This is a genomic window from Paenibacillus sp. B-A-8 (assembly GCF_048572915.1).
Taxonomy (GTDB): Bacteria; Bacillota; Bacilli; order Paenibacillales; family Paenibacillaceae; genus Paenibacillus_AQ.
In genome coordinates this window covers 913,202-925,533 of sequence record NZ_CP183882.1, presented here as the reverse complement: position 1 = coordinate 925,533, position 12,332 = coordinate 913,202, and the positions used below count along the sequence as shown (strand labels likewise).

At 44.1% G+C, this 12,332-nt stretch carries 11 protein-coding genes; all 11 read right to left on the bottom strand.

From position 1 onward, the window contains the following. Positions 1–10: 10 nt before the first annotated feature. The gene (locus ACN6MV_RS04140) at positions 11–568 is read right to left on the bottom strand and encodes a hypothetical protein (protein WP_419885774.1); all 558 of its coding nucleotides are present in this window, start codon (positions 566–568) and stop codon (positions 11–13) included. A gap of 107 nt (positions 569–675) precedes the next feature. Continuing rightward, positions 676–1,329 (bottom strand): SprT family zinc-dependent metalloprotease, encoded by a 654-nt coding sequence (locus ACN6MV_RS04135; RefSeq protein WP_339291233.1) that lies wholly within the window; start codon positions 1,327–1,329, stop codon positions 676–678. Between the two features lie 79 nt (positions 1,330–1,408). Further along, on the bottom strand, positions 1,409–2,782 hold the full coding sequence (locus ACN6MV_RS04130; RefSeq protein ID WP_419885773.1) for a hypothetical protein: 1,374 nt from the start codon (positions 2,780–2,782) through the stop codon (positions 1,409–1,411). Between the two features lie 118 nt (positions 2,783–2,900). Next, complete coding sequence (locus ACN6MV_RS04125) at positions 2,901–3,497, bottom strand: hypothetical protein (RefSeq protein WP_042124192.1); 597 nt, start codon at positions 3,495–3,497, stop codon at positions 2,901–2,903. Positions 3,498–3,668: 171 nt separating this feature from the next. After that, positions 3,669–4,322, bottom strand: coding sequence for a bacillithiol biosynthesis deacetylase BshB2 (gene bshB2 / locus ACN6MV_RS04120; RefSeq protein WP_042131839.1), 654 nt, complete (start codon positions 4,320–4,322; stop codon positions 3,669–3,671). A 23-nt stretch (positions 4,323–4,345) separates the two neighbouring features. After that, positions 4,346–4,690 (bottom strand): YojF family protein, encoded by a 345-nt coding sequence (locus ACN6MV_RS04115; protein ID WP_042124189.1) that lies wholly within the window; start codon positions 4,688–4,690, stop codon positions 4,346–4,348. Positions 4,691–4,922: 232 nt separating this feature from the next. Further along, on the bottom strand, positions 4,923–6,836 hold the full coding sequence (locus tag ACN6MV_RS04110) for a PAS domain S-box protein (RefSeq protein WP_339289247.1): 1,914 nt from the start codon (positions 6,834–6,836) through the stop codon (positions 4,923–4,925). An 80-nt stretch (positions 6,837–6,916) separates the two neighbouring features. After that, positions 6,917–8,605 carry a hypothetical protein gene (locus ACN6MV_RS04105; protein WP_419885772.1) on the bottom strand — a complete coding sequence of 563 codons (1,689 nt, stop codon included), beginning with the start codon at positions 8,603–8,605 and terminating at the stop codon, positions 6,917–6,919. A 61-nt stretch (positions 8,606–8,666) separates the two neighbouring features. Then, positions 8,667–9,512, bottom strand: a complete 846-nt coding sequence (locus ACN6MV_RS04100) for a TolB family protein (protein ID WP_375104794.1) — start codon at positions 9,510–9,512, stop codon at positions 8,667–8,669. Positions 9,513–9,635: 123 nt separating this feature from the next. Beyond that, positions 9,636–11,216, bottom strand: coding sequence for an ROK family protein (locus ACN6MV_RS04095; protein ID WP_419885771.1), 1,581 nt, complete (start codon positions 11,214–11,216; stop codon positions 9,636–9,638). Then, complete coding sequence (locus tag ACN6MV_RS04090; protein ID WP_042124183.1) at positions 11,216–12,328, bottom strand: DUF917 domain-containing protein; 1,113 nt, start codon at positions 12,326–12,328, stop codon at positions 11,216–11,218. Before ACN6MV_RS04090 ends, ACN6MV_RS04095 begins: the two co-directional genes overlap by 1 nt. Positions 12,329–12,332: the final 4 nt, after the last annotated feature.

The window sequence follows — 12,332 nt, the reverse complement described above, 5'->3', positions numbered from 1 at the left end:
CGATATCTTTTTAATCCTCCAGCTCAACACTTTCGATTTGACCCTCGGCATTCACTGTCCATTCGATATCAACACCTGGCATCAATCCAAGCTTGTCCTCATCTTCGATCACTACATGATCAGGGATGGTTATGGTCTGCTCTCCCCCATCTTCGACTTTAACGGTAACCTGTTTACCATTAGACGTAGTAATCTTTCCATCATATTCAATCTGCTGTAAAACAATCTTTTGGCTCGGATCCGTAATGGTAACCCGCTTGCCGCCATCAGTCAGCAGCTCAATCTTTTTATGATATCCATCCTTTAAAGTGACTTCCTTAATGACTCTCTGAACGCTAACATCCGCCGGAAGCCCCTCTGTATTGGTACCGGATGATGCATTGGGTTGTTCTGTTGCATTGTTCGTAGCCACAGGTGCAGTGGCTTCTGTTGTAGGCGTTGGGGTTACTTGTGTGGTTTCATTGGCAGCATTAGAGCAGCCACTTAATAGGACGGTGCAGGCACAGATCAAACAAAGAATTGAAGCTCGAATCTGGCGTTGTGAATTTCCTTTATTCTGTGTCATCATTTACCTCCGCATTTAATTTTCTTCCAGTTCTATTAGTGGAAATAGTTTTACCTCTTATCTTTCTTTTATTCACCAGAAAATGGTCTACTTGAATTACACCCTGATGATCACAGCGTCATAGCACGCCCATATCTAGCTAAATACTCTTCCTTCTCCTTATAATCCGGCATGAGGCTTCCAACCTTTCGCCAAAAAGAGCGGTCATGATTCATATGAAGTAAATGACACAGTTCATGGATGATTACATAATCAATAACCTCCACTGGAGCCATCGCTAAGCGATAGTTAAAGGTTAGCTTTTTATCTGAGCTACAGCTTCCCCACTTGGTTCTAGACTCAACAATGTCAATGGTCTTAGGCTTTACTCTAAGCTGCGTCTGATATCTATTAATCCGTTCGCCTACAATCTTTTTACAGCTAGCAAAATAGAACTTCTTCAGCTTCAGTTTAAGCTCTTCCTCATTTAAATCCCCTGTCTCTATTAGCTCTTGCAGCGAATAATATTTGCCCAGATACAAGAACTTGCCCTCGTCTTCATACTCTTTAAGCTTTGGCGTTTCTTTGTTTGCTTCAATGCTCTGCAGCTTCTCCACTATTAATTTGCCATGACGCTCAACCACGCTTTTAATCGTCTCTTCACTTGTTTTCTTGGGAGCTTTGAGTGTTATACGCCCTGAAGAATCTATATGAATGGAGATTTTCTTGCCATTTCCATATTGAACATTAAACTCGATCACCTGATTGTCGTACTCAATCTTCATACCCACCATCGTTTCTATAAGGTTATTCACACAAAAAAGAAGAACGCGTTTAGGCGTTCTCCTATTTTAACATGATTCATTAATACACTGGATATCCTGCCACAAACATCGCTAAATACAATATACTCCCCACAACTGAAAATACAGTAAGCGCAACATCCTTTGATTTGTCTTCCGTAAGCGCAACAGCAGCAAAAGCTAGCGGAAATGCAACAAGCAAATACCGTGGGGCTGAGAGCAGCCAGGTAGCACCCACTACGAATGCAAAGTACACGATGAAATAGGCGGTGTATGAAGGTCGGATCTTTTTTGCACCCCTAAACATGATAACTAGTGCTGAGAATATAGCGACTAAATTGGGCAGCCATATCCCAAGGAAAGAACGATGATCTCCACTCTTAAAAGTGCCTACAGCATATTCCATCTGATATCTTACGGTATCAAAAAAGAGATAGAACCGTTGAGACCAATGCTCCCGCTGGTAAATACTAAACTGAAACGCATTTCCCGTGACGTAGTAATTAATATACAGATAAGCCAGCAAACCTACTGATATGATAGCGAGACAGCCAACGGCAGTTGTGATTCTATGTATAAACGCTTTTTTATTTAGTAATTTATAATTGCCTATCAGATCCCGTCCAAATTCAATGGCAACCGGTACAATCAGAAGCACCCCTGGAGAACGAGTATACGCTGCAAGTGCACCGCATAAGCATCCGATGAGCCATTCTTTTTTTCGCACAAAATATAAACACATTAAAGATAAAGCCAGAAATAGCGCTTCTGTCATCGGAATGAAGAAGAAGAACGCGGCAGGGAATATGAAAATATACTTCACGACTCGCATGGCATTCTTACGATGCATGTCTAGTGCTGCAAGCTCATAAGCAACCAAGGCGGCAACAATAGAAGCGATATTTGAAACGATGAATCCAGCAACAAGATAATCTCCCACGAATACCTGAACTACTTTAATTAAGTTTGGAAAGAAAGGAAAAAACACAATATGGTACTTCGGATCTCCTTCCGTCACGTATCCATTCTCTGCAATCCCTAAATAATGTGAAGCATCGATCCCGAATATATGCCAAGTCTCGGCAATCTTGCTAAACAGCCCCCCTGAATAACCATTCTGTATAATTAAAAATGCATAACCAATGAGCATAAGCAGGATACGACTCGCCAATATCCAGCCAATAATTCGAAGCCAAGCGCGCCTTCTATCCCGCTCTCTAATTTCCTGAGTCACTTCGAGTCCCGGGTTCGCCAGCACAAATGCTGTTAAAACAGGGATAGTGCGAAGCCCCAATAATACAAAAAGTACGAAACAGATCACGGATGCAAGGGTGCCCATCACGGTCCAACTTTCGGTTGTAATTGCCCAGTAAATAGCCGTCACCATCATAAAAAGTATGAAGATGAAGGAAATGATTTTGTCGTGCTTTTTCATTTGATCCTCCAATTATTTAGTCCAAACAAAAGTTTAGGAAAAAAAGGATATAATTGCCTGTGGAAATATCATAATCTTTGTGTATTTTTTTGTAAATCACATCTTGTGTCTTCGTACCTTACTTCCCCTCATAGCTGCTGAAATACAAGTTCAACGGCAATTCATTATCACTTTGAAAACTGTTTGACATTCTGTAGTTTATATACAATTTATCCTCGCCCTTGCCGTAAGACCATGATTCTTCGATAGCGCCTGTTAAAGGCTTTAGCGGAAGAGCCATCCTGTCGATCTTTTGGACAGATTTCTCCACTTTGTCAGCCTCTTCTTCCACAGGTTTGTATTGGTCCAGAAAAGCACGTACCAGCTCTCTTGCCTCTTGATAGCCGCTTTCCGATCTGGGGACAACTGTTCCAACCCTGTAGCCTATGATTTTATTGGTCTCAACATCTACCACAACCTGCTGTATGAACTCCATCTGATTAACAGTTAGGATATCATCCTGCATGATTGTACCTAAAGTTGTATCGTATTCACCCACACCATCGGTAATTTTCAAAGCAGCAAGACCTTCTTCGCGCGGCAGCATGAACACAGCCCGGTGCTCTTCCACATGTGTGAAAAGCTCAGCATACTTGGGTCTGTCCTTGCTGCATGCAGTGAATAACAGCAAAAGAACGACTATACCACAAATAAGATTGAAATTTGCTTTTCTCAAACGAATATACCTCCTGGTTTCACGAAACCGGTTTGGTTGAGCAACCCTTAAACCTTACCATATATTTGAAAAAAAGACACAGATGTTTATAACTACTATTAGAAAAATTAAGCATTCTCATCGCAGTGGACTACAAAGAAAAAGCCCGAGCGTATAAGCTCGGACTTAGTATTATTCAAATGGATAGATCCAGAAATGCTCTGTTCCAAAACGATCTTGGATTTCTTTATCCTCTAGCGTTTTGCTGCCTAACAGTTCAGCGGCTTGGAATTGGGATTTATGCGCCTGAATGGATGCCATCTTTTGCTTCAGGAAATCTTTCACTTCAATGATTACCTGAGGTTTTCCAATCTCTTCAATATTATTGGCGAAAGCTATACAGTGAACAGGAGGTCTCTCTGCCTTGGGCATTCTTCCAACCGTTCGAACCACTGCAGCTCCGGTAGCATCATGATCGGGATGAACGCTGTACCCCGGATAGAATGTAATGATCAGTGAGGGGTTAAGCTCCTTCAGAAGCGCATCAATATGGCCCTCAAGCAGAGCTTGATCTTCAAATTCAATCGTCTTATCGTGGAAACCAAGCATTCTCAAATCCTGTATTCCAATCGCTCGGCAGGATTCTTCAAGTTCTTTTTTGCGTATCTGTGGGAGGGTTACCCGATTTGCGAATGGCGGAACGCCCATATTCCGGCCCATTTCTCCAAGTGTCAGACAAGCGTAGGTGACTTGGGTGCCGTTTTGCACATGCTTGGCAAGTGTTCCTGATATACCAAAGGCCTCGTCATCCGGATGCGGTAATATAACTAGAATATGTCTTTCCACTGAACTCCTCATCTCCTCTACCATTAGAACGGCTCCCGGCTTAATTGTAAAGATACGACCAGTTTGCCTTGACTGTCATGCCCGGCCAGAATCAATCTTTCTGTCTCACTCTCTTCAAAGTGAGTTAGTCCTTCCGAGTATATCCAGCCCTGCGACATTTTTAAGCCGACGCGAAAAGGCCCATTACCGGAAATTGAACCATGTGAATATCGAATCACAGCATTAGTAATGAAAGTAGCTGCCGGATGCTTTGAACTATCGAAATGGGCAGCGTATGCTCCCGTCGTCATCTCAAGATGGATGTATAGATCCTGATCTTTAAGCAGGTCGATCCTCTCTTGTATTTCAGATTGATTAATTAGCTGCAAGGTTACGCCTCCATATCTGAATGAAATTATGCCTACGAAAAATAAGATCCATTACCTTATAAAGGACGGATCTGTTAAAGGATAAGCGGGTCCGTTTTCTCATCAAAGTATAACTTGCAATGCTATGTAATTCAATGGATAGAGCGATCGCCTCCAAGTGTATCAGTAATGGACTGGCTTTTTACTGTTCACCTGAAGGGGTTAATATCACTAAGAGGTCATGCTGTTTATATTAGATCACAAACTGATCTAACATCTTTACGATGACCTCACGCTTTACAGGCTTGCTGATATACTCGTCCATCCCGGCAGCTAGACAATTTTCACGGTCACCCTTCAAAGCATTAGCCGTGACCGCGATGATGGGCGGACATTTCTCTTGATGCTCATCTTTTAATATCTTCATAGCCTCTATGCCGTTCATAATGGGCATGTGAAGATCCAATAAAATAAGATCAAATGGTTCTTTCCTTGCTGCTTCAACCGCATCTATGCCGTTTGTTACAGCGGTAACGCTGTGACCCATTTTTTCGAGTATTTTGGTCAGCACTAGCGCATTGATAGAGTTGTCTTCAGCAAGTAAAATTCTTGCCTCACGTGCGGTATGAAGCTTGTTAATGTTAACCTCTTGGCTAGAGATTACCACTGATTTCTTGGGCCTGATTGTGAAGGTAACCGACGTACCGCTCTTGCCGTCACTCTCCGCATAGATCTCACCACCCATCATTCCGACAATTCTGCGGCTGATGGCAAGGCCAAGCCCCGTACCTTCATGTCTCCGCATCATAAAGCTATCCACCTGCTCAAACGGTTCAAAAATATCAGTAAGTCGATCAGGATCAATTCCAATGCCAGTATCCGTTACCGTAAAGGCCAGCAGGGAGGGATCTTCCTTTACAAGCCTCACTTTTACCGATATGCTGCCCGCTGGTGTGAATTTCACAGCATTGCCTAGCAGGTTCAAGAACACTTGCTTCAAGCGTTCCTCGTCACCGTAAATAAATTCAGGAACATCATGATTTATGATGCTGGTGAGTTCCAGATGTTTTTGTTCAGCTTTTATTGCGATAACAGAAAAGCTGTCCTTGAGGCAAGTTCGCAGATCGAATGTATCCTCTTGTAGCTCGCTTCGGCCTGCCTCAATTTTTGAAAGATCAAGGATATCATTAATTATATTGAGCAGGATTCCTCCGCTTTTACGAATGATTTCTACATATTCACGTTGTTCTTCATTGAGCTCTGTTTCAAGCAGAATATCAGTCATGCCGATCACCCCGTTCATGGGAGTGCGAATTTCATGACTCATCATAGCCAGGAACTCACTTTTAGCTCTATTCGTGGACTCTGCGGCTTCCTTAGCTAGCGACAATTGCCTTTGCTCGGAAATATCCTTGCATATAAGGTAAAACCCGATATTATGATTGTTCACATAGATGGGTGCAATACTGGTGAGCACTTCAACTACTTCGCTATCCTTAGTGACAAGCTTATTGATATACTGCTCAACCGTATTATCGTAAAGGGCTCTTTCCAGAATGCGCTGGACATTCTCTTCTCCAATCAGACTCGCAAGCTTCATCCCGATCAACTCGGACTCGATGGAGTAGCCCGTTAACTTTTCCGTCATACTATTGGTGTTAATGATTCGACCATCAAGGTCAAAGGAAATGACGGCGTCATGGTTGTATTTTTTAAGTGACGTATACCGTTCAACAGACTCCTGAAGGCGTTGCTCGGATTCCTTTTGCTTTGTAATGTTAACGATCTGGCAAATGAAATATGCTGGCTGGTTCGACTCGTCGCTGAATAAGTGGAGAGTAAGCTGTCCCCAAATATAATCTCCATTTTTTGTGATAAACTGCTTTTCCATCTGCACTTCTGTTTCCTCACCCAAGAGTGCTTTTAAATCACGAAGGTTGCCGAAATCCTCGGGGTGAGAAAGGTCTTCTAACCGCATACCCTCAAACTCTTCAGTGGAATAAGCAAAAATCTCTTCAAAGGCTGGGTTTACGGTCAGAATCAAACCATTTGGCGATATAAGGGCGATTCCAAAGGATGCGTGATTAATCACCTGTTGGTTGAATTGTTCATGGTTTAGATTTACGCGATGCATAGCGACCTCCATGGGATGATGTGATTTTTGCATGAAAAAATAGACCTCCTATTTAGAAGGTCCTATTTATATCTTATAGTCTAATTTACCCACTTTGTTATTAATTGAATCCGTTAATTTAACGGGATCGAATAGAACACTCTGGAGCCCTTGTTGTTGGCATACCATACAATTTTATCACCGCTAACCATAGGGCTGCATTCGGATAGTGTAAAATTCTTAATCGTTTGGATGCTGCCAGTAGCTGCTCCCTCTCCATTTATAAGAACATATTTCAGATCACCCGGGTGATTCTCCATATCAAATTCCTGCCACAGCACCATTAGCTTGTCGTCAGTTATTTTCACCAGTTGTGGAATGGATGCAATCTTGGTCGTACCTACATATTTAGCTAAGGTGATGTGGTTCACTGAACTGCTAGAAAGGCTGGCTTTTGGCAATACACTAAGAACGATATCTCTCTGGTCCTTCTCCAGTCCCACCATCTCATAAGACGTATAGTCTTTGACAAGCGAGTGATCAATCGTATTCATAGCGACAATATAGTTCGCCGAAGACATCTCGAATCCGCCTATAGAAACACCAGTAGCGTTCGCTCCGATTTTGCCGGGGATATTGAACAGGTCTACCTCGTTATAGCTGGTTCCATCTCCTTTATTCAGAACAATCGAACGGGGATACGCGTCACCATGATCCACTAGAACATGCGTGGCACCATCAAACAATACATACTGATCAAACGAGTGACTGACATGATTCTTCTGGAATCTTCCTAGATCATTCGTCACAGTCATAGTTTTGGTGTTCACGATAATGGTGAGCTGGGATTGATGATTTAGTTTATCTTCTGTCGTGTATCTAGTACGTGAGGTGTGGAATACCAGCGTATCACCAGCTTCAGCCATACTACCGGAGCCTGCATCAAAAGGGCTGACTGTATAACTCTCCCCACCCTTTATGGAGACACTATCAAAGCTTTTATCATAACGGACAATCCGAATGACTTCTTTGCTATCATTCTCTTCACGGTTCTCTTGTCCAAAAGCAATGTAGTTATAGTTCTCGCCGCTATAGAAGCCCCCAAATATCGGAAGCTCCAAAGGAATACTTTTGTTTCCCGTTAGTTCGAACTTCTCATTATACGATTCAATCGTAACTTCCTTTTTCGCCTCCAAAACACTTACAGTCCCATCATTATTTTTCACCAGATAGGAAGAGACTGTGCTTTTCCATCTGGGAAAATAAGAAGATACAGCGTTACTTTCGGTTTCCACCGCCGTCTTCACCCGGTAAGCGTGATCCGGAACTTTGGAGAACAAGGATATTCGATCAGACTGAACGTCATATTCGATATCGAATGGAATCTTCCCCGCCAAATCTCGCAGCTGAACATAGTTATTCTCGTCAATATTGTACGCCGTAATCGACTGTAGCTGCCCATTCACTAGCACTTTAGAGGTCGACAGCGTGGCTGAATAAGTCCTACTGCGACTATAATAGTTGCTGCTAGCTTTCTTTTCAGGCGTATAAGCTTGCCCGGTTATGATCTCTATCGCATTGTTTGTTTTGTTCCAAGTGACCTCAAATTGACTGGCTGTTCCCGAGAAATACTCCGCTACATCACGCAGTCTGAAATAATTATTGTTCGAGATATTGAACCCGTTCAGAGCCTTTTTCTCTCCGTTAAAATATGTACTGCTCTCAGTCACCTTAGCCTTCACCGTATTACTCGCAAAGGTTGTAGTGCCGAGCGCGGGTATAACCAGTAATACAATTAGCAAAAAACTAAAAATCCTCTTCATCCAACTTTTCCCCCATTTATATATAAATAAAAACACTATAATTTTTATCGGTATTTTATTCCTATTCCTCCACCACATAACTTATAAACGCCAAGTGCTTACTATCCGGAGACCACGAATTCACGTTAATCGTACCTTGTCCTCCAAACAATTGTACTAGTGTGCGATAATCTCCTCCTGTGCTTGCCATCAATCGAATCTCAACATCCTTATTTGCAGGGTGATCGCCAGGATCTACATCTCCTTTGCGGTAACTCAGGTAGGCAATCGTCTGACCATCTGGCGATACATGCGGGAACCAGTTATTACTCTCATCAAAAGTCATCTGTGTTTGCTCAGTGCCATCGGCATTCATACGCCATATCTGCATCAGCCCTGTACGCACCGAGTTGAACCATATATGTCCCCCATCTGGTGAATATTCAGGCCCATCATCCAGCCCAGGAGAATCCGTCAGTTGTACCTCAACTCCACCGTCTACTGGAATGGTATAAATATCATACTGACCATTGCGCTCAGCACAGTAAGCCAATTCAGCACCATTTGGAGACCAGCCGTGTAAATAGCTTGGTGCATTCGGTGTAATTAGAACCGGCTCGCCACCCTCTATAGGAAGGATGTATATACGAGATTTACCATCTTCTTTTGTATGATGACTTATTGCGATCTTAGTGTTGTCAAAAGACAGCACATGATCGTTATTACAATCCGTTGCAAATCCCGAATCCAATCGATCATACTCACAGGTTGCAATGTCGAACGAATAAAGACAACCTTGACTATTATAAATAAGGCGCTTACCATCGCTCGTCCAATTGGGTGCCTCAATTAAAGAATCAAACGAGCGGAGCGCAGTTCGTTCCCCTGTCTGTACATCTACGATTTCTAATGTGCTAATCACTTTCATTGTCCTCTCTCCCATCGTTAAAATATGTACATAACCCACTTCGACAGGTATTCTAAATACCCTTTCTGCAAAAAAAATCTGCCTCGAAGAGCGTTCACTCCTCAAGGCAGATCGGTATTCCTCTTATAAACGTCCTGCGGCTTTCACTTTTACCAGCAAGGCATTGCCCGGCAAGTAGGCAATCGGTATATCCTCAGACAACACAATCTGTACAGTCTCGCGATCTGCACCGGCCAGAACGGCTTGCTCTATCGCATGGTTGCGAGCATCTTCCTTGGCTTCGTCATAAGACATCTCATCCAGCGAATAAATTCGCTCCGTCTCACCACTAACCTCACCTAATGCCGCACCAATCGCATTTGCTGCATCATAGTGATCGGGTCTTACGATCCGTGCTACACCCTCAAGCTGATCGGCTACAAGAATGCTCCCACCGCCGACTAGGATAACGTCAACAGGGTCCGAGCTTGTCTTCATCCGATCAATCGCGTCCTCAATATCTCGCGTAATGATCTCATCGGCTCTCCGGCAGATCGATTCATTAAGCTTCTCTGTCTGCGCATCTTTCCACTCATATCGTCCGAGCTTAACCGCCACATCAGTTGCTGTGAGCGTATCGCCGCCGAAGATAAGACCGCGCTTCAACAGCTCGTAACCCACGCTATCCGGCCCCACCGTTACCTGATCCTGCGCTTCATCCAAGCGAACGATAGTACCGCCGCCGATCCCGATGGATAAAATATCCGGCATGCGGAAATTCGTACGAATTCCGCCAATCTCAACAGCAGCAGAGGATTGACGCGGGAAGCCTTGTGTGAGAACACCAATATCCGTCGTTGTCCCCCCGATATCAACAACGAGCGCATCGTTCAAGCCTGATAAGTGAGCCGCACCCCGAATGGAATTCGTCGGCCCGCAAGCAATCGTTAGGATCGGGTAACGAAGCGCATATGAACTGTACATTAACGTTCCATCGTTCTGACAAATATACACGCTAGCTTTAATACCAAAGGCCTGAAGCGCCTCTTCAAAGCCCTTTACAACGCCGGCAATAACGTTCAGTAAAGCGCCGTTCAGTAGTGAGGCATTCTCACGCTCAAGCAGTCCAATACTTCCAATCTCATGAGACAAGGTCACCGGCATATCTGCTCCAAGAACTTTCTTCGCAAGTTCTTCCACGCGTTTCTCTTGTGAGGTGTTCACTGGAGAGAATACACCGCAAATCGCAACCGCTTCGACATTTCCCTTCATCTTTGTTAAGCAATCGATAACCTCATTTTCGTCCAGCTCAACAATGGTTCGACCATCATATTCATAACCACCGTGAACAACATATGCATGGGAACCAATCTTCGCTTTCAGCGTATCGTCCCAATCCGCGAGGGGAGGAACCGAAGTTGTCGCTGGTGCCCCGATCCGAATCAAGCCTACTCTACCGAGGTGCTTGCGCTCCACAATAGCATTCGTGCAGTGTGTAGTGCCAAGCATCGCATAACGAATCTGCGCTGGATTCACTTTGCTCTCTTCAAGCAAGCGGCGAATCGATTCGCTAATACCCTCATTGACGTCACGTGTAGTATGCACTTTTATAGTATGAATTGTATTTAATTTCGAATCGAGTAAGGCTGCATCCGTATTTGTGCCGCCGACATCGATCCCGATGCGGTATATTTCTTCCATGTTATTTACATTCGTATTAGACATTACTCAGCGCCCCCTTTCGATGTTGCCAATTGTTCAATTGGAACATAAGGTGCATCATAGCCAAAATATTGCGGACCTACCGTCTCAAGCCCCTTAGCTGTACGCCATTTCGGATCACAAGGGAAACCAACCACACTTACCCTAGCACCGTATTTCAAATTCTCAGTCGTGATTGGCATACCGGTATCCTGGTCAAGCACGGAGATCAGGTCAGGAGTAATAGCAATTGAATGTCCATCTTCTGTGGCAAGAAGGAACTCATTCTGGAAGAACAAAGTCATCGAACGTCCCTTTTTAGCATCTGTACCTTCGAAGATCGCTTCACCGCGTGTAAATCCGCCTTCTGTACGACGGCGAATGTCTACTGCCTTTCCCTGGAACAACGCATATCCATTCAGCTGCTTCAGCAGCATTTCAATTGGATTCTGCTTCAATTCCTTGGACTCGAACAATGTTTTTCCGATTTCATACGCAAGCGTCAAGGTATGCGGAATTGCACTTTGCTTTACTTGCGCTCCAGTTACCGGATAATCACAGATCGAAGCCGACCCACCCATTTGAATCGTGACCGCACGTGCCATCCGCTCTTCCCAGACACCGTCGATCGCATGCATTAGTACTCCGTTGCCGCGTTCATCTGCCATCGTAATCGGACTGCAGTCAATACCGTCCAAGTAGAACGTCACCATTTGCGATTCAGGAAAAGCCCGTCCCATAGCATCCGCATCCACGATAGGAATGTTGCGTTCCGCTGCCGTAATTACAGGAACTAGGGAGTTACCGCCGCCAACCTCAATCGGCATAATGGCGCTCACTTTGCGTCCAAGCTCTTTTTCAATCATATCCAAAGGCTTGATCATTTGCTGAATCGAAGGAATCTTCTCATTCATGACTGTTGGTGCACCGATCATGGATATAGGAACAACCAAAGCGTCGTCTTCCAGATCCTCAGGACTGATCACACGAACAGGGCCATGCTTACGAATAGCTTCCTTCGCCATTAATTTACCGATATGCGGATCACCGCCCCCGCCTGTTCCAAGAACGGCTGCACCCACAGCAATATATTGTACCGCTTGCTCATTTAATTCTGTTAGTTTGTTCATTCTCATGATG